Source organism: Microbacterium allomyrinae, from assembly GCF_020682705.1.
Taxonomy (GTDB): Bacteria; Actinomycetota; Actinomycetes; order Actinomycetales; family Microbacteriaceae; genus Microbacterium; species Microbacterium allomyrinae.
Window position 1 is genome coordinate 25391 of record NZ_JAGTTN010000008.1, and the last position, 22788, is coordinate 48178.

The 22788-nt window shown below is 70.0% G+C and carries 17 protein-coding genes and 1 pseudogene; 13 read left to right on the forward strand and 5 right to left on the reverse strand.

Features of this window, described 5'->3' with window-relative positions; translation table 11 throughout:
* Positions 1–28: 28 nt before the first annotated feature.
* From KEC57_RS17155 to KEC57_RS17190, 8 genes are all read left to right on the forward strand, one after another.
* Positions 29–805: an SURF1 family cytochrome oxidase biogenesis protein gene (locus tag KEC57_RS17155; protein ID WP_229386005.1), complete on the forward strand. Its 777-nt coding sequence runs from the start codon at positions 29–31 to the stop codon at positions 803–805.
* A 308-nt stretch (positions 806–1113) separates the two neighbouring features.
* A complete protein-coding gene (locus tag KEC57_RS17160) occupies positions 1114–3117 on the forward strand; it encodes a purple acid phosphatase family protein (RefSeq protein WP_229385916.1) in 2004 nt (667 codons plus the stop codon).
* Between the two features lie 3 nt (positions 3118–3120).
* On the forward strand, positions 3121–6366 hold the full coding sequence (locus KEC57_RS17165; protein WP_229385917.1) for a metallophosphoesterase: 3246 nt from the start codon (positions 3121–3123) through the stop codon (positions 6364–6366).
* 144 nt (positions 6367–6510) lie between these two features.
* Complete coding sequence (locus KEC57_RS17170; protein ID WP_229385918.1) at positions 6511–7014, forward strand: DUF3817 domain-containing protein; 504 nt, start codon at positions 6511–6513, stop codon at positions 7012–7014.
* Positions 7011–8615 (forward strand): glutamine-hydrolyzing GMP synthase, encoded by a 1605-nt coding sequence (gene guaA, locus KEC57_RS17175; RefSeq protein WP_229385919.1) that lies wholly within the window; start codon positions 7011–7013, stop codon positions 8613–8615. Before KEC57_RS17170 ends, guaA begins: the two co-directional genes overlap by 4 nt.
* Before the next feature lie 95 nt (positions 8616–8710).
* Entirely contained in the window at positions 8711–10138 is a 1428-nt protein-coding gene (locus tag KEC57_RS17180) for a glycosyltransferase (protein WP_229385920.1), read from the forward strand.
* A gap of 360 nt (positions 10139–10498) precedes the next feature.
* Positions 10499–11137: a ClpP family protease gene (locus KEC57_RS17185; protein WP_229385921.1), complete on the forward strand. Its 639-nt coding sequence runs from the start codon at positions 10499–10501 to the stop codon at positions 11135–11137.
* Positions 11134–11721: a ClpP family protease gene (locus KEC57_RS17190; protein ID WP_229385922.1), complete on the forward strand. Its 588-nt coding sequence runs from the start codon at positions 11134–11136 to the stop codon at positions 11719–11721. Before KEC57_RS17185 ends, KEC57_RS17190 begins: the two co-directional genes overlap by 4 nt.
* 37 nt (positions 11722–11758) lie before the next feature.
* Here the strand turns inward: KEC57_RS17190 and ligD are convergent, their stop codons facing one another.
* The 3 genes from ligD to KEC57_RS17205 all read right to left on the reverse strand — a co-directional run bounded on the left by ligD (position 11759) and on the right by KEC57_RS17205 (position 15223).
* On the reverse strand, positions 11759–13000 hold the full coding sequence (ligD, locus tag KEC57_RS17195) for a non-homologous end-joining DNA ligase (protein ID WP_229385923.1): 1242 nt from the start codon (positions 12998–13000) through the stop codon (positions 11759–11761).
* An 807-nt stretch (positions 13001–13807) separates the two neighbouring features.
* Positions 13808–14149 carry a helix-turn-helix domain-containing protein gene (locus KEC57_RS17200; RefSeq protein ID WP_229385924.1) on the reverse strand — a complete coding sequence of 114 codons (342 nt, stop codon included), beginning with the start codon at positions 14147–14149 and terminating at the stop codon, positions 13808–13810.
* 144 nt (positions 14150–14293) lie between these two features.
* Entirely contained in the window at positions 14294–15223 is a 930-nt protein-coding gene (locus KEC57_RS17205; protein ID WP_229385925.1) for a Bax inhibitor-1/YccA family protein, read from the reverse strand.
* Positions 15224–15380: 157 nt separating this feature from the next.
* Here KEC57_RS17205 and KEC57_RS17210 point away from each other — a divergent pair, with 157 nt between their 5' ends.
* The 3 genes and pseudogenes from KEC57_RS17210 to KEC57_RS17220 all read left to right on the forward strand — a co-directional run bounded on the left by KEC57_RS17210 (position 15381) and on the right by KEC57_RS17220 (position 18725).
* On the forward strand, positions 15381–16391 hold the full coding sequence (locus KEC57_RS17210; RefSeq protein WP_229385926.1) for a glycerophosphodiester phosphodiesterase family protein: 1011 nt from the start codon (positions 15381–15383) through the stop codon (positions 16389–16391).
* A 136-nt stretch (positions 16392–16527) separates the two neighbouring features.
* A pseudogene (locus KEC57_RS17215) lies at positions 16528–17454 on the forward strand (ABC transporter ATP-binding protein); the annotation flags it as partial.
* 173 nt (positions 17455–17627) lie between these two features.
* Positions 17628–18725, forward strand: a complete 1098-nt coding sequence (locus KEC57_RS17220; RefSeq protein WP_229385927.1) for an ABC transporter permease — start codon at positions 17628–17630, stop codon at positions 18723–18725.
* A 4-nt stretch (positions 18726–18729) separates the two neighbouring features.
* Here KEC57_RS17220 and KEC57_RS17225 read toward each other — a convergent pair whose 3' ends face one another.
* Entirely contained in the window at positions 18730–19506 is a 777-nt protein-coding gene (locus KEC57_RS17225; protein WP_229385928.1) for an alpha/beta fold hydrolase, read from the reverse strand.
* A 39-nt stretch (positions 19507–19545) separates the two neighbouring features.
* A complete protein-coding gene (corA, locus tag KEC57_RS17230; RefSeq protein WP_229385929.1) occupies positions 19546–20544 on the reverse strand; it encodes a magnesium/cobalt transporter CorA in 999 nt (332 codons plus the stop codon).
* 136 nt (positions 20545–20680) lie between these two features.
* Between corA and KEC57_RS17235 the strand changes: the two genes are divergently transcribed.
* Entirely contained in the window at positions 20681–21523 is an 843-nt protein-coding gene (locus KEC57_RS17235) for a nitroreductase family protein (protein ID WP_229385930.1), read from the forward strand.
* A gap of 29 nt (positions 21524–21552) precedes the next feature.
* Positions 21553–22680: an LLM class flavin-dependent oxidoreductase gene (locus KEC57_RS17240; RefSeq protein WP_229385931.1), complete on the forward strand. Its 1128-nt coding sequence runs from the start codon at positions 21553–21555 to the stop codon at positions 22678–22680.
* Positions 22681–22788: the final 108 nt, after the last annotated feature.

Consider the following 22788-nt stretch of genomic DNA (forward strand, 5'->3'; position numbering starts at 1 on the left):
GGCGTTCCCGCCCACGCTGCGCGAGGTCATGCTGCGGCCGCAGTGGATCGGTCTGCTTCTCCTGTGCCTGGCGGTGGCGGCGGTCTTCGCGTGGCTGGGCCAATGGCAGCTGGGTCGGGCGATCGACACCGATCCGCCGGTGGCGGGCGCGACCGAAGTGGTACAGCCGCTCGTCGATGTCGCCGCTCCGGGCGAGTACCTCTCCGAGCCGGCCGTGGGCCAGCGCGTCGAGACCACGGGCACATGGGTGCCCGGAGATTTCCTGCTCGTCGAGTCGCGGTACAACGACGGCGTCGAGGGGTATTGGGTGACCGGTCAGCTGCGCCTCGACACGACCGAGACGCCGACATCGGTGGCCGTCGCGCTCGGCTGGGCTGCGAGTGAGGCCGAGGCTCTGGAGGCCGTGGACCGGCTCGAGGCCGAGTCGAGCGGCACGCGGCCCGAGGTGGTCGATGTGACCGGCAGGCTCATCTCCGACGAGGGTCCTGTTCTCCCACGCTCCTCTGCGGATCCGCAGACCATGACGCGGATGTCGCCCGCCGCGCTCCTGGGGCGCTGGCACGACGTGGATCGCCTCGACGTGTATCGTCCGTACATCGCGTCCACGGCGCCGTTCGGCGGCCTCTCCGCGATCTCGTCGCCCGCACCGGACGAGCGCTCGAACGTCAACTGGCTCAACATCTTCTACGCCGCCGAGTGGGCGGTGTTCGCCGGCTTCGCGTTCTACCTCTGGTACCGCCTCGCCCGTGACGCGTGGGAGAAGGAGCTCGAGGACTTCGAGGACGCCGCGGCCGAAGCGCCCTGAACCGATCGTCCGACGGGTCGGACTTGTTGGACCCGGGCGTGAAACTCCATTCACCTGAATCTTTTTCAGGGGAACGTGAACGGATGGTGTCCGCACCCCGTCCGAGAGTGGTCGCCCCCCGCTCCGCAGCACGTCGGGTGAGGGAACTTCAGCGGACGATCTGAACAGTCGGCGAAGTCCCGGCGAACCCGCCGATCCCACTCCGATGCGTCGACAGACTCTTCCTCGGGCCCGCCGCACTGGCGGGCCTGCGCCATGTGCGCTGACCGAGCCGCACCCGAAGCGGCTCTCTCGAGAGGTGATCCCGCGTGCCCCGAATCGGACGTCCCGCATTGATCACGGCAGGTTTCCTTGCCGCGACCATCGGTCTGAGCAGCATGGCAGGAGGAGTCGCGGTCGCCGCCGGCGGTGGCCTCGCCCCGCCCGCCGTCGACCCCGTCACGATCCACAAGCCCACCGCCGTTCCCGATCGCGTGATCCTCACGCCGACCGTGTCGCCGACGACGAGCCAGTCCGTGACATGGCGCACTTCCGATGCGGTCACCGCACCTCAGGTGCAGTGGGCGCTCAGCGGTCCCAGCCTGATCACGGGCGCTCAGACGCTCGCCGCTGCGAGCAGCGTGCAGTTCGACGCCAACCTCGGCTACCCGGTGGCGCATCACTCGGCCACCATCGAGGGCCTGGAGCCGGGCACGGTGTACGTCTATCGCGTCGGCGACGGCGAGACGTGGAGCGAGTGGCTCGAGTTCACCACGGCGACCGACCAGGTCGGCGGCTTCAGCTTCCTCGTGCAGGGCGACGCCCAGAACGACAACAAGGCCTACACGTCGCGCGCCTTCCGCGCCGCGTTCGAGGCGCGCCCCTACGCGCGTGCCGTCGTCCACGCCGGCGACCTCATCGACACCGAGACGAGCGACGCGGAGTGGGGCGAGTGGCACGAGGCCGCCGCGTTCGCGAACCAGTACCTCAACGTGATCGCCTCGACCGGAAACCACGAGTACTACCCCGGCCCCGACCTCTCCCGCTATTGGGGTGCGCAGTTCGAGTACCCCCGCAACGGGCCCGTTGGCCAGGAGTCGCTCACCGAGACGGTCTATTACGTCGACTACCAGGGTGTGCGCTTCATCAGCCTCGATTCGACGCAGGGCTTCAACGCCGACTCGCGCGCGGCCCAGACGGCGTGGCTCGAGGGCATCCTCGCCGACAACCCCAACGACTGGACCGTGGTGTCCTTCCACCACCCGGTCTTCTCGGTCACCAGCGGTCGCGACAACGCGACGCTGCGCGAGTCGTGGCTCCCGGTCTTCGAGAAGTACGACGTCGACCTCGTCGTGCAGGGCCACGATCACGCGTACGGCCGCGGGAACCTGATCGCGAACGAGCAGAACCTGCCCGAGGGCGCGGATGCCGCGACCAGCCACACCGGTCCCGTGTACCTCGTGAGCGTCGCCGGGCCGAAGATGTACGTCCCCGACCCCGAGGAGTCGAACAACTGGACGGCGAACGACGCGAACCTGCGTGTCGTCGGCCGCGACATCCAGCTCTTCCAGACGGTCGACGTGACCGAAGACGGCCGCATGCACGTCGAGGCGCGCACCGTCGACGGCGCGTTGTTCGACGCCTTCACGATCACGAAGGATGCCGACGGCAAGATCGTGACGGATGCCGACGCCTGGGCGGGCGGTCCCGGCTCGACCCGGGAGGGTGTCGCACCGCCGGCGCTGCCCGTGGACCCGGTGGATCCGGTGGATCCGGTGGATCCGGTGGACCCGGTGGATCCCGTGGATCCGGTCGATCCGGTCGATCCGGTCGATCCGGTCGATCCGGTGGACCCTGTCGATCCGGTCGATCCGGTGGACCCTGTCGATCCGGTCGATCCGACGGACCCGACGGACCCTGCAACCGACGAGCCGATCCTGACCCTCAGTGACACCTCGGTCGCCCCGGGCGGCCAGCTCACCATCGGTGCCACGGGCTTCCTCGGCGGTGAACGCGTAGCGATCGAGCTGCACTCCACTCCCGTCACGCTGGCACTGTCCACCGCGACCGACGCGGGTGCCGTGAGCTCCACGGTGACCATCCCGCAGGATGCCGCCGCCGGCGAGCACTCGATCATCGTGCGCGGTCTCGAGTCGGGCCGGAGCGCCAGCGTCGACATCATCGTGACCCGTGCCCCGGGCACCCCCGCCGGCGCCCTGCCGGCCACCGGCGGCGAGCTTCCGCTCGCGCTCATCTCCGTCGGCGCAGCCCTCGCGCTCGGCGGCGGCGTCCTCGTCACCCGAACCCTCCTCCGAAACCGAAAGGCAGCCTGACCGATGGCTCGTCATCGCACACCTCAGCGGCTGATCGCCGGGAGCATCGCTCTCGCCGTCGCCGTGACGGGCGGCGTACTCGTCGCGAGTCCCGCGAACGCGGCATCCGTCCCCGACACCCAGCGGTATGCACCGCGGGGGATCCCCGACCGGATCACCCTCACCCCGGGCGAGGACCCGACGACGCAGCAGGTGATCTCGTGGCGCTCGTCCACGTCGGTCGCCGAGGGCATCGTCGAGTACCGCTCGCTGACGCCCACTCCCTATCCGAGCGGGGTGCAGAAGGTGACATCGGAGGATCGCGTCGAGCAGCAGACCGATCTCGGATACACCCAGGCGGTGCATACGGCGAAGATCACCGGGCTGCAGCCGGGCGTGGCGTACATGTACCGCGTCGGCGACGGCACGAACTTCAGCGAATGGCAGGACTTCGAGACCGCATCCGCGGGCGATGAGCGATTCTCGTTCATCTATCTCGGCGACGTGCAGAACGGCATCCACTCCGATGCGTCCCGCGTCGTGCGCAATGCGTTCCGCGACCGGCCCAATGCCGACCTCGTGCTGCAGATCGGCGACCTGGTCAACGATGCGGAATCGGATGCCGAATGGGGGCAGCTCGACGACGCGTTCTCGTACACGCTCGGCACGCAGCAGTTCCTGACGACGCCCGGCAACCACGAGTACGACGGCGGCCTCTCCGAGCAGTGGCAGAACCAGTTCACGTATCCCGACAACGGCCCGCAGGGCGAGGGCGACGTATACGACGAACTGGATGGCACGGTGTACTACACCGATCACCAGGGCGTGCGGTTCGTGTCGCTCAACAGCAACATCGTCGACACCGAAGGCCTCGCCGTGCAGGCGGAGTGGCTCGACACCGTGCTCGCCGACAACCCCGGCGAGTGGGCGGTCGTGTACTTCCACCACCCGGTGTACTCGCTCGACGAGGGACGCAACAACCTCGGCATCCGCCAGTCGTGGGGTCCGATCCTCGAGGAGCACAACGTCGACCTCGTGCTCACCGGGCACGACCACGCCTACGGCCGCGGCAACCTCGATGCGAACGAGCAGAACCTGCCCGCGGGCGCGGACCCCGAGCTGAGCCACACCGGCCCGGTGTACGTGTCGTCGAGCGTCGGCTCGAAGTTCTACGAAGCGGGCCCGCGGCACTGGAACGAGAACGACGCGCACCTGCGCCGTCTCGTGACCGGGATGCAGACCTACCAGGTCGTCGACATCGCCGACGGGACGCTGCGCTTCGAGTCGCGGACGGCCGACGGCGCGTTCCTCGACGGGTTCACGATCACCAAGAAGGATGGCCAGAAGCTCGTCGTCGACGGCGTCGAGCCGCAGGTGATCGATCCCGGCACCCCCTCGCCGTGCCTGGGCTGCGAGGTCCCGCCGGACCCGGTGGATCCCATCGACCCGGTGGACCCGGTCGGCGACTTCGCGTACGAGCACCTCGCACACCTCGATTCGGTGATGCCGAACAGTGCGGGCGGGGCGCATACGGCGGCTCTGCCGGCGGGTGCGGCGTACGACGAGGGCAGGGATGTGCTTTATCTGGGCGACCAGAACAGCCGGAAGGTGTTCGAGATCGATCCGGACACCGACACCGTGCTGCGTGAGATGACACTGCCGGAGAACATCCGTGATCTCGGGATCGACGAGGAGAACAAGCTTCTCTACGTCGGTCAGCAGAACCGGAACTGGGTGGTGGTGTCGATCGCGGACGAGGACTTCGGTCAGGTCAAGCGCGGTCCGTACACGATCATCGAGTCGCAGCGGTCGATCGACGTCGACCCGGTGAACGACTACGTGTATGTCGCGGTTCCGGCTCGCGGTGTCGAGGTGTTCCGGGCGTCGACGGGTGAGACGCTCGGCGTGATCAGAGGCACCGCAGATGCGTACTACGTGGCGGCCGATCCGGCGACGGGGACCATCGTGACCACCAAGTTCCAGAGCGTGGCGGGTACTCCCGATCTGCAGGCGTTCGCGGCGAACGACGGATTCCGTCTGCTGTGGGAGAAGGAGGTGCGTGCAGGTGCGCGCCAGGTCGACATCGACAGCGAGCGGGGTCTGCTCTATGTGGGCTACACCGGAACGGCCGCGGACAGCGGCGGGTTCTCGGTGCATTCCCTCGCCTCGGGTGCGCAGCTGGTGGACCAGGTCGGGCCCGAGTTCGGCAAGGACGGGTACGGCATCGCCGTGGACGAGGAGCATGAGCGAGTCTTCGTCGCCAACCGCGACTTCCGCCTCAACCCGCCCGGAGAAGAACTCGCCGCGAAGGCCGTGACGGTCAGCATCCGCACCGACGGGGGCGAGCCGGTCGACCCGGTCGATCCGGTCGATCCGGTTGATCCCACCGATCCGTCGGACGGGCCCTACACCGCGACCGCGCTCACGGCCATCCCGACCGCGACCCCCGACGGAGCGGACGAGATCCGTCCGGTCGGCTCGGTGGTCGACCCCGTCACGGGCCTGCTGTACCTCGCCGACGAGATGCGTCCCGCGCGGGTGCACGTCATCGACCCTGAGACAGACAAGGTCGTGCGAACCCTGTCGGCGCCCACGCTCGACCCCGTCGAGGACGGGCTGCGAGACATCGCGTTCGACGCCGCGACGAACGAGCTGACCGTCGCCTTCGGTGACAACTGGGTCGTCATGGATGCCGAGACCGGCGCGAAGGTCAGAGGGCCCTTCGCCTTCTCGGGCGGCGTGCGCGGCATGGATGTCGACTCCGCCGGTGGGCGGGTGTTCGGCGCCCTGCGCGGCACAGGCTTCGACGTCCGGGATGCCGCGACGGGTGAGCTCATCCGCACGGTCGAGGGGCCTGCGGACGGCGGCGCGTGGCGCACGCACGGCATCGCCTACGACGCGGCCGACGACCGCATCTACGTGAGCAACAGCGATGCGACCGGCTCGACCCAGGGCATCCGCGTCTACGACGGAGAGGACTACTCGCTCCTGGACACGCTGAACGTCGACGGAGCCGACTTCCGCTCGATCGCCGTCGACACCGCGGCCGACACCCTGGTGGTCGGACACCAGAGCATCACGTTCGACGACTCCGGAGTGTCCGTCTACCGTGCGAGCGATCTCTCCCTGGTGGAGCGCCTCTCGGCGCATGCGTTCGGCAACAAGGTCTACGGCGTCTCGATCGACACGAACACGCACGCGCTGTACGTGTCGGCCCGTGACCGGTACCCGGCGGGGGTGATCAAGGTCGCGCGCCCCGACGCCGGCTGACCCACCCCGATGATCGCCCTCCCTCGCGCTGCGCGGGGAGGGCGATCCTCGTCTCCGCCCGGCGGCCGTGCGTGGCCGGGCGCCGTCCCGGAGCCGTCCCGGAGCCGGATTCCCGGGCGAAATCGCCCGGGTAGACTGGACGCCATGCCCCGCGCCCCGAAGCTCGCTTCCTTTCCGGCGATCCGCGGAGCCCTGAAGTTCTACCAGGTGTGCTCGATCATCACGGGCACGATGCTGCTGCTCCTGGTGGCCGAGATGGTGCTGAAGTACACGCCTCTGCACCTCGAACTCTTCCTCGGCGGATCCGGTGGCTTCCTGTGGTTCGCGCCCGTCGTCGAGACCGCATCGGGCCTCGAGTCGACCGGCGACGGGATCAACCTCTCGCTCGGCATCCTCGTCGCCCACGGCTGGTTCTACGTCGTCTACCTGATCTCGTGCTTCCGCATCTGGAGCCTGATGCGCTGGAATCTCTGGCGCCTCGCGATGCTCGCTGCGGGCGGCATCGTGCCGCTGCTGTCGTTCTTCATGGAGGCCCGCGTCGCACGCGACGTCAAGGGGTACATGAAGCAGCGCGAAGACGAAGAGCTGCACTCGCGCGCCGAGCACTCGTCCCTCACCCACGCGATCCCCACGGAGAACCAGCGTTGACCGAACAGCCGAACACCGCCGCATCGCCCAGCGATACCGTGCAGCGCCCCGTCCTCGTCGTCGACTTCGGCGCGCAGTACGCGCAGCTCATCGCACGGCGGGTGCGTGAGGCGGGCGTCTACAGCGAGATCGTGCCCCACACCTCGTCCGCCGCCGACATCGCGGCGAAGAATCCGGTCGGCATCATCCTGTCGGGTGGTCCCTCTTCGGTGTACGACGAGGGCGCTCCCGCGCTCGACGCGGGCGTGTTCGATCTCGGTGTGCCCACGCTCGGCATCTGCTACGGCTTCCAGGTCATGGCGCAGGCGCTCGGCGGCGAGGTCGCCAACACGGGCCTTCGCGAATACGGAGCGACGGATGCCGCGGTCACGGGTGACGGCGGCGTGCTGCTAGGTGGTCAGCCGGTGGCGCAGAACGTGTGGATGAGCCACGGCGATCAGGTGTCGCGCGCGCCCGAGGGGTTCGAGGTGCTCGCCTCGACCACCGCGACGCCCGTCGCCGCCTTCGGAAGCGATGAGCGCCGCTTCTACGGCGTGCAGTGGCATCCCGAGGTGAAGCACTCCGACCACGGTCAGCGGGTGATCGAGAACTTCCTCCACAAGGCCGCAGGCCTTCCCGCGGATTGGAACAGCGGCAACGTCATCGCCGAGCAGGTCGCGAAGATCCAGGCGCAGGTCGGCACCGGCCGGGTGATCTGCGGGCTCTCGGGCGGCGTCGACTCCGCCGTCGCGGCCGCGATCGTGCACAAGGCGGTCGGCGACCAGCTGGTCTGCATCTTCGTCGACCACGGGCTGCTCCGAAAGGACGAGCGCGAGCAGGTCGAGACCGACTATGTCGCCTCGACCGGTGTACGCCTCGTGACCGTCGACGCCCGTGAGCAGTTCCTCACCGCGCTGGCCGGCGTCAGCGACCCCGAGCAGAAGCGCAAGATCATCGGGCGCGAGTTCATCCGCTCGTTCGAAGCGGCCGAGAAGGCCCTCATCGCCGAGGCCGAGGCCGACGGCGAGCCGATCCGCTTCCTCGTGCAGGGCACGCTCTACCCCGACGTGGTCGAGTCGGGCGGCGGCACCGGCACCGCGAACATCAAGTCGCACCACAACGTGGGCGGCCTGCCCGAAGACCTGCAGTTCGAGCTCGTCGAGCCGCTGCGCACCCTCTTCAAAGACGAGGTGCGCGCGATCGGCCGCGAGCTGGGCCTGCCCGAGGTGATCGTCGCACGCCAGCCCTTTCCGGGCCCCGGCCTCGGCATCCGGATCGTCGGCGAGGTCACCGCTGACCGTCTCGAGATTCTGCGTGATGCCGACGCCATCGCCCGCGAAGAGCTGACCCGCGCGGGGCTGGACGGCGAGATCTGGCAGTGCCCCGTCGTGCTGCTCGCCGACGTGCGCTCGGTGGGCGTGCAGGGCGACGGCCGCACGTATGGGCACCCGATCGTGCTGCGCCCCGTCTCGTCCGAAGACGCGATGACCGCGGACTGGACACGTCTGCCCTACGACGTGCTGTCGAAGATCTCGAACCGCATCACCAACGAGGTGCGCGACATCAATCGCGTCGTGCTCGACGTCACCTCGAAGCCCCCGGGGACCATCGAGTGGGAGTGACGTGAGGGCTGGCCTCGGACTCTGGTCCGGGGCTTCCCTGTTTCTCCCGGTCGCCTGATCGACGGCGCAGCGAGGACGTACGCGAGGATGGACGAATGACGGCCGACGACCAGACGCTGCCCGACGCCGACTATGTCGTGCTCGGCAGTCGCATCGCGCTGGGGCTCGACGGCGGGTTCGCGGTCGCGGTGCCGGCGCGCGTACGCCTGCTCGAGGCATCCGGTGCTCGCCTGCCGCTCATGCTGAGCGTCGACGGCCAGCCCGGCGACGTGCACGCCGCGCAGCGGCGGGCGTTCGTCGACGCCGGGCTGCTGCCCGATGCCGGTCGCTTCCGCAACCTGTTCGACGAGCTCCGTTCAGCACCCGCATGGCTGCAGACGGCGGGCGAGCCGGGTCAGCGCACGCCCGGCGTCGAGTACCGGACGGTGACGGCGGATGCCGATCCGCTTGTGGAGCCGAGTCTCGATCCGGATGCCGAATCCCGCCCGATCGCGTCGCTCCCGGTCTTCGAGAACGACCCCGAATGGCACCTTCGCGACGCGGCCGTCGTGCTGCACGCATCCGGTGGCGACCGCGTGGTCCGGGGATTCCGAGGGCTGTACATCGCGTGGCTGGCGCACATCGCCGCCGAGCGACGTGCTGCGGCAGGCGATCCCGATCGACTCTTCGTCGTGATCTGCGAGTCGCGGCAGATCGGTGAAGCGCTCGTAGGGTGGGACGACCCGCGAGTGCGGCTCGTGCACACCGTGCACAATTCGCACCTGCCGGCTCCCTACGACGACCCGGCGGCGCCGGTCTCGGGACTGTGGGAGCGCTGGCTCGGATCGGTGGACCGCTATGACGGGGTGCTGTGGCCGACGCGGGCACAGCGCGATGAGGTGGCCCTGCACTTCGGCGACCCGGGAACGTTCCACGTCGTGCCGAACACGATCGACCTCGGTGCCGAGCCTTCGACATCCGTTCCTCGGGACCCGCGCCGCGTGGTCATGGTGAACCGGCTCGCCCCGCAGAAGCGCGTGGACCTTGCGATCCGGGCGTGGGAGAAGGTGAGCCGAACGCTGCCCGGCGCCCGTCTGGACATCTACGGCGACGGTCCGCTCCGCGAGGAGCTGCAGCGGTTGATCGACGATCTCGGGCTCGGCGCATCCGTGTCGCTGCACGGTGTGACGGCGGAGCGCGATGCCGTCTTCGACCGGTCGGCGCTGCTTCTCACCTCGACGGCTTTCGAGGGGCAGGGGCTTTCGATCGCCGAGGCGCTGGCTCGCGGACTGCCGGTCGTGTCCTTCGATGCCCGCTACGGCCCGCGCGAAGCGATCGGCGATGCCGGAGTCCTCGTGGCGCCAGGCGATGTCGAAGGACTCGCCGCTGCGGTGACGGGGCTGCTGCAGGACGACGCACGGCGCACCGACCTCGCCGCACGTGCCCGTCCCGCCGCCGCCGCATTCACCCCCGCTGCCGTGCGCCCGGCGCTCGTCGCTGCGCTGACGGCAGCCGTCGCCGGGCCATCCCGCCGACGCCCGTAGGTCGTGCGGCGCCCGCCTCGGCCGGAGGTCGGGCGGCGGACCGCCTCGGCCCGGCAGCAGCAGCCTGGCCGGTCCCGGTCCCGGTCCCGGTCGCCGGTCGATGAGGCTGCCATGTCGCGAGTCGCCCAGGCCCGGGCGTACACGATTCAGGCTGGGCGCGCAGCGGGGCGCCGCCCTCTCGCGGATTTCCGCGGGTTTCGACCGGGCAGGGATGCGCGCAGCCTGAATCGTGCACGGGCGCGTGGCGGGCCGACCGCGCGACCCGGCACGGGCGCCGGGCACGGGGACGGTCCGCCGTGGGCGGAGCCGCTGGCGGCGGATTCGGATGCCGCGCCCGCCGCGACCGCGCAGGCTGAGGGAATGACAGACGAAGGCAAGATCCCGCAGTTCGGGGCGGAGGCGCGGCGCGAGCTGTTCCATCAGCGCGTGCTGGTGTTGGACGGACCGCTCGACGACGACAACGGCACTCTGATCGCGACGCAGCTGCTCGCCCTCGCGGCGGCAGACGAGGCTTCCGACATCGCGCTCTGGATCCACTCGCCGGGCGGCTCGGTCCCCTCGATGCTCGCGATCCGCGATGTGATGCGGCTCATCCCGAACGATGTCGCCACGCTCGCGCTCGGGCTCGCCTGCAGCGCGGGGCAGTTCCTGCTGTCTGCGGGCACACCGGGCAAGCGACGCGCGCTCCCGCACGCGCGGATCCTCATGCACCAGGGCTCGTCGGGCATCGGCGGCTCGACGGTCGAGGTCGAGGTGCAGGCCGACGACCTGCGGCACACACGCGACACAGTCCTCGGACTCATCGCGGCAGACACCGGACAGAGCCTGGAGCGCGTCTTCGAAGACTCCCTCCATGACCGCTGGTACACCGCGGCCGAGGCCCGCGACTACGGGTTCATCGACGGCATCGTCGACGACTTCGCGCAGGTCGTGCCGAGGCGGCGCCGGCCGGCGGGGCTCGGCGTTCCCGCCGAGAGGACGAACGAGGTGGCGGCATGAGCTCCTATACGATCCCGAGCGTCGTGGCTCAGCATCCGCGTGGCGATCGGGTGATGGACGTCTACTCGCACCTGCTGTCCGAGCGGGTGGTGTATCTCGGCACCGGCATCGATGCGGGGGTGGCTAACGCGCTCATCGCGCAGCTGCTGCACCTCGACGCCGAGAGCCAGGACCGCGACATCCAGCTCTACATCAACTGCGAGGGCGGCGATCCGGCTGCGATGCTCGCCATCTACGACACGATGCAGCACGTGCGCCCCGATGTCGCGACGACCGTCGTCGGCCAGGCGATCGGCGTCGGAGCGGTGATGCTCGCGGCCGGCGCAGTGGGCAAGCGCGCGGTGCTGCCGCATGCTCGCGTCGTGCTGGATCAGCCCGCAGGCCAGGGGAGGGGCGCCATCCCGGATCTCATCCTGCAGGCCGACGAGCTCGTGCGGGTGCGGGACGAGGTCGAGCAGATCCTCGCGCGGCACACCGGCCAGGATCCCGCGAAGCTGCGCATCGACACCGATCGCGACCGTATCTTCACCGCTACCGCGGCGGTCGAATACGGTCTCGCCGACCGCGTGCTTGCCGAACGCTGATCGTGGCGGGTGTGTTGGTGAAGCGCTGATGAGGCCCTCAGCTCGGCGGGCCCCCGGGCCAGGTCCTGCCCGCCCAAGGGTCGTAGTCGGCGATGAGGTCCTCCTGCGGCGGGCGCGTGTCCGCGGGAACGTGCTGCAGGTTCACGCGCACCCGGTACCAGAGCGAGCTCGAACCCCGCATGCCGTCGACGAGGACGTCGGCCGGGTGCAGCTGCTCCGAGACGAGCGGATGCTGCGCCCGCCACTCGTCGAGAGCCGCGAGCGCTTCGGGCTTGGTCTTCGTGCGGGCCACCTCGATGAGCGGCATCGTGGACTGCCGCCGGCCCTCCGCATCGCCGGCTCGCGGTGGCTTCTCGCCGGGTCCGAGCTGCTCCGCGAGTCGCAGGAGTCCGTCGAGGGTGCCGACGGTGTCGTCGATCCCGGCGTGCGGGTCGCCGATCGCGGCGTAGCGCTCGAGGACGGTCCGCACCGTGAACTCCTCCGGGCGCCTGATGCGCACCTCGTCCCAGTCGAGCGGCGTCGACACGCGGGCGTCGGGCAGCGGGCGGATCGAATACGCGGATGCCACGGTGCGATCCTTCGCGTTCTGGTTGAAGTCCACGAACACGCTCTCGCCGCGCTCCTCCTTCCACCATCGTGCCGTCGCGAGTCCCGGTGCGCGGTTCTCGACCTCGCGGGCGAGAGTCTCGGCGGCCAGCCGCACCTGCTTGTAGTCCCAGTGCGGTGCGATGCGTACGAGGATGTGCATGCCTCTCGACCCGCTCGTCTTGGGCCACCCGACGAGGCCGACGTCGTCGAGCACCTCGCGGGCGACGAACGCGACATCCACGATCTGCGACCAGTCGACCCCGGGCATCGGGTCGAGGTCGATCCGCAGCTCGTCGGGATGGTCGAGGTCTTCGGCTCGGATCGGGTGCGGGTTGAGATCGAGGCAGCCGAGGTTGACCACCCAGGCCAGGCCCGCGGCATCCCGGATCACCGCCTCCTCGGCCGATGTTCCCCGCGCGTACCGCAGGGTGGCCGTGTCGATGAAGTCGGGATGGTTCTCGGGGACGCGCTTCTGGAAGAAGGCCTCCTGATCGATGCCCTTCACGAACCGCTTGAGGACCATGGGGCGCCCGCCGGCACCGCGCAGCGCGCCGTCGGCCACGGCGAGGTAGTACTTCACCACATCGAGTTTCGTCAGCCCCGGTGTGGGGAACACGACCTTGTCGGGACTCGAGACGCGCACGTCGCGCCCCTCGATCTCGAGGATCTCCTCTTTGCGCGCAGGGCTCACCTCGCCCACGCTAGCGACGACCGGATGCCGCGGCCAGGCCCGCGCGGACGCGCGGCGACGCTTCGCTCGCCGCACTAGGTCGCGTAGCGGGCCGGATGCGGCACAGCGGCGGGCGTGCCGGGCGGTCTGTTGCCGCGTGTGGTCGCGTGGCGGGGCCGGATGCGGCGAGATGCGGCAAAGCGGCGGGCGCGCCGGGCGGTTGGTTGCCGCGTGTGGTCGCGTGGCGGGTGGGATGGGGCGAGATGCGGCAAAGGGGTGGGGCGCGCCGGGCGGTTGGTTGCCGCGTATGGTCGCGTGGCGGATGGGATGCGGCGAGATGCGGCAAAGGGGTGGGGCGCGCCGGGCGGTCTGTTGCCGCGTGTGGTCGCGTGGCGGGTGGGATGCGGCGAGATGGGGCAAAGCGGCGGGCGCGCCGGGCGGTCAGTTGCCGCGTGTGGTCGCGTGGCGGATGGGATGCGGCGAGATGCGGCAAAGGGGTGGGGCGCGCCGGGCGGTCTGTTGCCGCGTGTGGTCGCGTGGCGGGTGGGATGCGGCGAGATGCGGCAAAACGGCGGGCGCGCCGGGCGGTCAGTTGCCGCGTGTGGTCGCGTAGCGGGCCGGATGCGGCGAGATGCGGCAAAGGGGTGGGGCGCGCCGGGCGGTCAGTTGCCGAGTTCGGTCGCGTGGCGGGGCAGGATGCGGCAAGATGCGGCGAGATGCGGCAACGCGGCGGGCGCGGCGGGCGCGCCGGGCGGTCAGTTGCCGCGTTTGGTCGCGTGGCGGGCCGGATGCGGCGAGATGCGGCAAATGGGCTTGGCCAGCTCCGGCTCAGGCGGCGAGGGCGAGGGCGGTCCGGCCGCCGACCGCAGGGCGCTCGGCTGCATACGACCGGAGGTCGTCGGCGACAGCCGCGGTCAGCTCGACGAGGGTGACCTCGAGTGCGCCCGCGACGGCGGCGATCATCTCGCTCGACGGCTCCTTCAGGCCCCGCTCCATCTCGGACAGATACTGCGGTGACACTCCGGCGCGCTCGGCGGTGTCGGCCAGGCGCTCGCCGCGGTCGTGCCTCAGGCGCCGCAGCCGATCTCCGAGGGCGTCCCGCCACAGCGGTTCGGGTGGGCGGGGTGCGCGGGGCACGGGCTTCGTCGGCAGCGGGATGATCTCGGCCATGCGGTCACGATAGAACGCGGATGCCGCGACCGCCGAGCCCTTCCGCTCACAGCAGAACGGCCGCCCGGAGGACGCCCTCGGAGCCGCCGTGCACGAAGAACGGCCGCCCGGAAACCGGACGGCCGTTCTGCGAAGGGGAAGCGGCTAGTTGCTGCCGCGCACGATCGCGATCATGCGGAGGATCTCGATGTAGAGCCAGACGACGGTCACCATGATGCCGAAGCCGCCGACCCAGCCGTACTGGCGGGGGGCGCCGTTGCGCACACCCTGCTGGATCGAGTCGAAGTCGAGCACGAGCGAGTACGCCGCCATGATCACGACGAGCACGCCGATGATGAGGCCCAGCGGAATGCCCATGAACTTCTGGCTCAGCAGGCCGAAAGCACCGCCGGCGATGGGGGCGTTGAAGAGCATGAGGCCGATGTTGATCAGCGAGAACACGAGGTAGCCCAGCATCGCGATCATGAAGACCTTGGTGGCCTTCTTCGAGGCGCGCACCTTGCCGCTGGCGAAGAGCGCCAGCGTCACGCCGACGACCGAGAAGGTCGCGAGGCTCGCCTGCAGGACGATGCCTTCCCACTGGACCTCGAAGAACGCTGAGATGCCGCCGACGAACAGGCCCTCGAATGCCGCGTACGCGAAGATGAGCGCGGGACGGACCTTCTTGCGCGACGTGAAGATCACGACGAGCGACAGGACGAATCCGCCGAGTGCGCCGAGCATCCAGGGAAGGATCGAGATCTGGCTGGGCTGCGTCGCCGAGACGCCTCCGAGCGTCCACACCCAGCCGACCGCAGCCGTGATGAGCAGGACCGCGAACAGGCCGACGGTCTTCCAGACGGTGTCTTCGATCGACATCCGGTCGGTCTCGATGGCGCCGGCCGCGGGGGCGGCGTACATGCCTTCGAGCTGAGCGTTGGCCGCGGCATCCGTTCCGGCGTGCTGCGCCGTCGCGAATTGGGTCTGTGCGGCGGGCGGCGTCAAACCTGCCGCCTGCCGGCCGCCCGGGTAGGTCTTCACGGCCTTGGGGTCCTGGAAGGCCGGGTTGCTGAACGCGGGGTTGTCGAGGGCCACTGCTCTCACACTCCAAGTCACGGGGGTTGAACAGCACGGTGCTGTTGATCAACGATATCCGACGGCTCGCGTTCCGCGGCAGGGTGCGGCTGTGAGACGTCTTTGAGCGCGCCTGTGCCCCGCGATCTCGACGGGACCCCGCGGCTACGCTGAAACGGTGCCTCGTCGCCACCCCCTCGTCATCGGACACCGCGGTGCGCCCGGCTATCGCCCCGAGCATTCGCGGTCGTCGTACGATCTCGCGTTCGAGATGGGGGTGGATGCCGTCGAGCCCGATGTCGTCGTCTCGCGCGACGGCGTGCTGGTCGTCCGTCACGAGAACGAGATCTCGGGCACGACGGATGTCGCCGAGCGGCCGGAGTTCGCCGGGCGCCGCACCACGAAGACGATCGACGGCGCCGAGCTCACCGGCTGGTTCACCGAGGACTTCACGTGGGACGAGCTGTCGACGCTGCGGTGCCGCGAGCGGCTGCCGAAGCTGCGTGCATCGAGCGCCAGCTTCGACGACGAGCAGCCCGTCCTGCGGCTTCGCGACGTGCTCGACGCCGTACGAAACGCCTCGCTCGACCAGGGCCGCGAGATCGGCGTGGTGCTCGAGATCAAGCACGTGACCTACTTCGCATCGATCGGGTGGGATGTCGCGGCGCTCGTCGACGCGGAGCTGCGAGAGGCCCGCTGGGCGGCTGGTGAGCTGCCGCTCACGATCGAGGCCTTCGAGTCGACCGTGCTCTACGCGCTGCAGGAACGGGGCATCCCGGCCGCGTACATCTACCTGCTCGAGGCGGCGGGACGACCGTTCGACCTCGCGACGGCGCAGGGCAAGGCCGCTCTCACATACCGGCAGACCGCGCATCCGGCGGGACTGGACGCCCTCGTGGGCCGGGTCGACGGCATCAGCGTCGACAAGCGCATGATCCTCGCCCCCGACAAGCTCGGCCGTCTCACCGGGCCGTCGCCGATCATCGCCGACGCCCACGCGCGCGGGCTGCGGGTGTTCACGTGGACCTGCCGGCCCGAGAACAACTTCCTGATCGGTCAGTTCCGCGGCCGGGGCGGCGCGGCGGCGTTCGGCGACTGGGAGGCCGAATGGGCGGTGATCCGCGATGCCGGCATCGACGGCGTGTTCGTCGACCACCCCGATCTCGGCGTGGCGTTCTTCCGCTCCTGAGCGTCGTGCCGGCGTTCCTCGCTTCGGGTGTCGCAACACGCGGGTTCGCTTCCCGCGATGCCGCGTGTTGTGACACCCGAACTTCGCGGAGTCGTTGGGGGACGCCGCTAGGGTGGGGCGCGTGACCACGCAGACCATGATCACTCCTGGCATCGCCGTCGACGGCGTGCGCCGCGCGTTCGGTGAGGTCCAGGCGGTGCGCAACGTGACGCTCCGGGCGCACGCGGGCCGCGTCACCGGCCTCGTCGGCCCCAATGGCTCGGGCAAGACGACGCTTCTGCTGATGCTCGCGTCGCTCCTGGCCCCCGACGCGGGGTCGATCCGCCTAGGCGGCGTCGATCCTGTCGCAGATCCCCAGGCTGCCCGGGCGATGCTCGGCTGGATGCCCGATGCGCTCGGCGCGTGGGGCACGCTCTCGTCGCGCGAGACGCTGGTGGTCACGGCGCGGCTGTATGGGATGTCGAAGCCCGACGCCTCCGCCCGCGCCGACGTCCTGCTCGCCGAGGTCGGGCTGCTCGACCTCGCGAACGCGCCGGCGCGCGTCCTCTCGCGCGGCCAGAAGCAGCGTCTGGGCCTGGCCCGCGCACTGGTACACGAACCGCAGGTGCTGCTCCTGGACGAACCAGCCTCGGGGCTCGACCCTCAGGCGCGGATCGACCTGCGTGTGCTGCTGCGGCGCTTGGCCGCCGAGGGGCGCACGGTGCTCGTGTCGAGCCACATCCTGTCGGAACTCGAAGAGGTCGTGGACGACGCCGTGTTCCTGGTCGCCGGCGAGAGGGTCGATCCGGGCAGGGTCGAGGCGGCCGCTCGCCGCGCACGTCCATGGCGCGTGCGCGTCGCCGGCGTCGAGGCATCCGTCGCGGCCGAGCAGGTGAGCGCAGCCCTCGCGTTGCCCGCCACTGCCGTACGCGTCGACCGCCGTGACGCCGTGGTGTCGTTCGAATCGGAGGATGCCGCGGCTGCGGCTCTGCGAGAGCTCATCGCCGCCGGGGTCGGTGTCGCGGAATTCGCCGCCGCGCAGGGCACTCTCGAACGGACCTTCCTCGATCTCGGTGATGGCAGACCGCCCGCGTTCGCGCAGCCCGCCCCGCCCGCCGGGGCACAGGGCGCACCACCGCAGCCCACGGCGCCCGTGGAACCTGCGCCGCCCGCGCCGCCTGCGCCGCCCGCCGAACCGCCCGTCGACGCATCCGGCGACTCCGAAACCACGGCCGGCGACGACAAGGGGGCGACATCGTGAGCGGCCAGCGACTCGGCACGATCGTCAGCCTCGAGCTGACGCAACGCACCCGCAGCGTCGCCTGGTACGTGCTGCTGGGTGTGTTCGCGCTCCTGCTGATCATCGTGACGGCGCTGTCTTTCCTTGCGTGGGGCTCCACCGAAGACCCGGGCGCCGCGATCTACTCGACGATCGTCTACATCACGCTGCTGCTCATCGTGCTCGTCTCGCCCACACTGAGCGGCAATGCGATCAACGGCGATCGGGATGCCGCCACCCTCGCTCCGGTGCAGGTCACGCTCGCGACGACCGCCGAGATCCTGATCGGCAAGTTCCTGGCGGCATGGATCACGGGCCTCGCGTTCGTCGCGGTGGCCGCGCCCTTCCTCTTGGGTGCGACCATCGTGGGCGGCGGCGATGCGGCGACGATCGCGATCTCGCTGCTCGTTCTCGTGATCGAGGTCGGTGTGATCGCCGCGATCGGCGTCGCGCTCAGCGGCATCCTGTCACGCCCCCTGTTCTCGGTCGCGACGACCTATCTGGTGGTCGCGGGGCTCGTGATCGGCACGGTCGTGGCGTTCGCGCTGGTGGGATTCTCGGTACGTTCCGAGGCCACGAGCCACTATCGCTCATACAACTACGACGAGTACCAGGGCGACACCTTCCCCTGCATGCCGGGGGAGGAGTCGTCCGGGGAATACCCCTGCGACGAGGACGCCGAGATCACGTGCGGCGAATGGCAGGTCTCGACGTACGAGGTTCCCCGGTTCGACCATGTGTGGTGGCTGCTCGCCGCGAACCCTTTCGTGATCCTCGCCGACGCCACGCCGACGCAGTTCAACCAGTACGGCTCACCCGTCGACCTGTTCGGGCAGATCAAGACCGGGGTGCGCATGGCTCAGCAGCCGCCCGATCTGGAGCAGAGGTGGGACGACTGCTCACGCGAGGTGCCCGAGGATTCCCCGACGCCGGAAGAGATCATCATGCAGTCGACGCCGAGCTGGTTCGTCGGTCTGAGCCTGCAGGTGCTGCTCGCGGCCGGACTGATGTGGTGGGCGTGGGCTCGCACCCGCACCCCCGCGGGGCGTCTCCCGAAGGGCACGCGCATCGCCTGAGCGGTCAGCTCACCCGATCCCGTACGACGCGGGCGGTGGCGGCCGGGTCGGGGCGATGCATGACCGACTCGGGCACCACGACGAGCTCGGCGCCGTCGATCGCGGCGGCGAGACGGTCGGCGGCGGCGACCAGCACCGGGAAGGTCTGCTCGCCGCGGATCACCGTCACGGGCTGCGTGACCGCGAGCATCTCGGGGGTGGGCGTCGAGACGAGGTGCACGAGAGCCGTGTCGTAGACGGTGGACTGCGCGAGCGGAACCAGGGCGGCGAACTGGTCGCTCGCACGGATGCCGTCGACCATCTCGCGCGGCAGCCCGACGCTCTCGAGCTGGAACGTGACGACCGCCTCGTCGGGCCGGCCGTCGTCGATCAGTCGCTGAAGACGTTCGGCGAGGTCGTCGGAGGGCTCGTCGACTCCGAACCGCAGCGGCGGCTCGGAGAGGAGCAGAGAGTGCATCGGCACGCCGAGCGACGCAGCGAACAGGGCGAGGATCGCGCCGGACGAGTGCCCGAGCACCGAGGCGCCGCCGCCGACGGCATCGATGACGGCGGCGAGATCCTCGGCCTCGCGCTCGGGTGTGGATCCGGGCGCGTCGCCGCTGGAGCCGCGGGCGCGTCGATCCCACGTGACGGCGCGCAGGCCCGCGTCCGCGAGCGCTGCCGCGAGTCCTCCGGCATCCGTGGCTCTGGACAACGCCCCGTTGACGATGACGACGATGGGGCCGTCACCGATCTGGTCGTATGCGATCCGGGTGCCGTCGGCGGAGAGGGCGGTGTTCATTCCCTCAGGAAATCACCGGGGCCGGACACCGGCAAGGCCTCACAGCCAATGACTGCGGCGGAAGACCAGGTAGAGCGTCACGCTCGTCGCCGCCATGAGGGCGAGTGCCAGCGGATACCCGATCACCCAGTGCAGCTCGGGCATGTAGTCGAAGTTCATGCCGTACACGGTGCCGACGAGTGTCGGACCGAAAAGGATCGCCGCCCAGGCCGAGATCTTCTTGACCTGCTCGTTCTGCGCGAGTGCCGTGTCGGTCTGGCGCTGTGTGACGAGTGTCGCGTGGACGGTGAGCGCGTTGTCGAGGATCGCCTTGAACGCGTCGACACGGTCGATCATGCGCAGCACGTGGTCCTGGACGTCGCGGAGGGATCGCTGCAGCTCGATGTCGACGCCGTACTTGTCGCCGCCGCGCAGCAGCGCCACGAGAATCTCGGGCAGCGGCTGGATCGCGCGCTGCAGGGCGATGACTTCGCGCGAGAGCTCGTAGATCCGCTGCGAGAGGGCGGCGTCGCCGTGCAGGAACAGGGCGTCCTCGATCTCATCGATGTCGTTCTCGACACCGGCGATCACCGGCTGGTACTCGTCCACGACCTCGTCGAAGATCGCGTACAGCACGGCCTCCGGCCCGCGGGCGAGCAGTTCGGGGTTGCCTTCGAGGCGTCGTCGCACTCGTGCGAGATCGGGCGACTCGGCATGGCGGATCGTGACGACGAAGTCGGGACCGACGAAGACGTGCAGCTCGCCGAACTCGACCGTCTCCTCCGCGTCGAGGTAGCGTGCGGGCCGGAGTACCGCGAACAGGTTGTCGCCGTACCGCTCCAGCTTCGAGCGCTGGTGCCCGCTGAGGGCGTCCTCGACCGCGAGCGCGTGCAGCGCGAACTCCGCCGCGACCTGGTGGATCTCTTCGGGAGTGGGCCGGAAGAGCCCGATCCACGCCATCCCGCCGCGGTCGCGCATGTACTCGAAGGTGGCGTCGAGGCTCGCCGGGTTCTCGATGCGGTGGCCGGCGACGTACACGGCGTTGTCGATGATGGGCACTCGTCCATTGTGGGATGCCGCGTCCCGCGCGTCGCACACGCCGTGGCGTTTCGCGGGTGCGGGCGCCGCCACCCGCACATTTCGGCAGGTTTCCGTGCCATGCCGACGCTCTCGCGCGAGCCGCGAGACTCTTGCCATGGCACAGGTCATCGATTCCGCCGCGGCCGGACACGCCGCGCTCCTGGACGGCCGCTACGGCGACGGTGCCGCCGACGCCGCGCTGCACCTCGACCAGGCGGGGACCATCCGGCGTCTTCTCGAGCATCGCTCCGTGCGCGCGTTCGACAGCGCACCGCTGGACGAGGCGATCGTCGACACGCTCGTCGCCGCGGCCCAGTCGGCGTCCACGTCGTCCAACCTCCAGTCGTGGAGCGTCGTCGTGGTGCGGGATCAGGCGCACAAGAGCGCCGCGGCGACTCTCGCCGGCGACCAGCAGTTCATCCGCGATGCCCCGGTCTTCCTGATCTTCGTCGCCGACTGGGCGCGCGGCGCGGCGATCGCGCGGGGCCGTGACGAGGCATCCGAGGGGATCGGCTTTCTCGACAGCACGCTGGTCGCCACGATCGACGCGGCCATCGCCGCGCAGAACGCCATCGTCGCGGCAGAGGCTCTGGGGCTGGGCGCCGTCTTCGTCGGCGCCGTGCGCAACCACCCCGGTGAGCTGTCGGCCCTGCTCGATCTGCCCGACGCCGCGTTCCCCGTGGTGGGCGTCGCCCTCGGGTGGCCCCGTGCCGACGACCGTTCCCAGGTGAAGCCGCGCCTTCCGCAGGTCGTGGTGCGCCACGACGAGCGATACCGGGCGGGAGTGCCGCAGGATCTCGAAGGATACGACCGGACCCTGCGGCGCTTCAACGAGTCGCAGGGGCGCGCCGGCGGCTGGCTCGATGCCGTCGTGGCACGGGTGCGCAGCGCGTCGGCCCTGCACGGGCGCGAACGCCTGCGCGCCATTCTGTCGTCGCGCGGACTCTCCTCGTCGTAGTCTCGGACGATCATGGCGAGGAGCACCGAGTGACTCACGACGAATCGCGGCGACAGGCCCCCGTCATCCTGGACTGGTTCCTGCCGCTGACGGGTGACTCGCGCACCGACATCAGCCTGGGAAGCGCCACCAACAACGATCCGCTTCACCGGCCGCTGGCCCAGCGCCCGGCCGACATCTCGTACCTCTCGCAGATCGCCCGCGCCGCCGAGCACCTGGGATACGAGGCCGTCCTCGTTCCCGCGGGCAGCGGCAACGAGGAGAGCTGGACGGCGGCCACCGCGCTCACGCAGCACACGCGCACGCTCGACTACCTCATCGCGGTGCGCCCCGGCCTCGTCTCGCCGACGCTTCAGGCGCAGATCGCTGCGACGTTCCAGAACATCAGTGGTGGGCGGCTCCGCGTCAACGTCGTGGTGGGAGGCGAGGACGTCGAGCAGCGGCGCTTCGGCGATCACGTCGGGCACGACGACCGCTACCGGCGTGCGGCCGAGTACCTCGGCATCCTGCGCCGGCTCTGGGCGGGCGAGCGCGTGACGCACGAGGGCGAGTTCTTCCAGCTCGAAGATGCGTACATCACGCCCCCTGCCGCGGCGCCGCCGATCTACCTCGGCGGGTCGTCCGACGCGGCGATCGAGGTCGCGGTCGAGCACGCGGACGTCTACCTGACGTGGGGCGAGCCGCCGACGCAGGCGGCGCAGAAGATCGCCCGTGTGCGCGATCGGGCTGCGGAGCGCGGCAGGACGCTGCGTTACGGCATCCGGCTCCACGTGATCGCGCGTCCGACCTCGGACGAGGCGTGGGCCATCGCCGATGCGCTGGTGGCCGACATCGACCCCGAGCAGCTCGCGCGTCGCCGAGCGGCGCTCGCGGGTTCCCAGTCGGTGGGCCAGCAGCGCCAGACCGCTCTCACCAACGGCGGGACCGCCCGGACGGATCTGCAGATCCACCCCGGTCTGTGGGCGGGAGTCTCACTGGTGCGCGGGGGTGCGGGCACCGCCCTGGTCGGCAGCTACCAAGAGGTCGCCGGCCTGATCGAGGAGTACTACGAGCACGGGTTCTCGGAGTTCGTGCTCTCGGGCTACCCCCACCTCGAAGAGGCGTACTGGTTCGCCGAGGGCGTGCGGCCCGAGCTCGCGCGGCGGGGTCTTCTCTAGCGCAGCCTGCCTCCTCCTCGGCCCGACACGGCCCCCTGCGCTCGGCGCAGGGGGCCGTTCGCGTTCCTGCCGGAAATCTCACTAATCAGTGTTGCTAACTACCGGTAC

Bases quoted from the DNA above. Each gene is read 5' to 3' on its own strand.
- KEC57_RS17155 (WP_229386005.1), top strand. From the start codon at position 29: ATGCTGCGGCCGCAGTGGATCGGTCTGCTTCTCCTGTGCCTGGCGGTG.
- KEC57_RS17165 (WP_229385917.1), top strand. From the start codon at position 3,121: ATGGCTCGTCATCGCACACCTCAGCGGCTGATCGCCGGGAGCATCGCT.
- KEC57_RS17170 (WP_229385918.1), top strand. From the start codon at position 6,511: ATGCCCCGCGCCCCGAAGCTCGCTTCCTTTCCGGCGATCCGCGGAGCC.
- KEC57_RS17180 (WP_229385920.1), top strand. From the start codon at position 8,711: ATGACGGCCGACGACCAGACGCTGCCCGACGCCGACTATGTCGTGCTC.
- KEC57_RS17185 (WP_229385921.1), top strand. From the start codon at position 10,499: ATGACAGACGAAGGCAAGATCCCGCAGTTCGGGGCGGAGGCGCGGCGC.
- KEC57_RS17190 (WP_229385922.1), top strand. From the start codon at position 11,134: ATGAGCTCCTATACGATCCCGAGCGTCGTGGCTCAGCATCCGCGTGGC.
- KEC57_RS17200 (WP_229385924.1), bottom strand. From the start codon at position 14,149: ATGGCCGAGATCATCCCGCTGCCGACGAAGCCCGTGCCCCGCGCACCC.
- KEC57_RS17225 (WP_229385928.1), bottom strand. From the start codon at position 19,506: ATGAACACCGCCCTCTCCGCCGACGGCACCCGGATCGCATACGACCAG.
- KEC57_RS17235 (WP_229385930.1), top strand. From the start codon at position 20,681: ATGGCACAGGTCATCGATTCCGCCGCGGCCGGACACGCCGCGCTCCTG.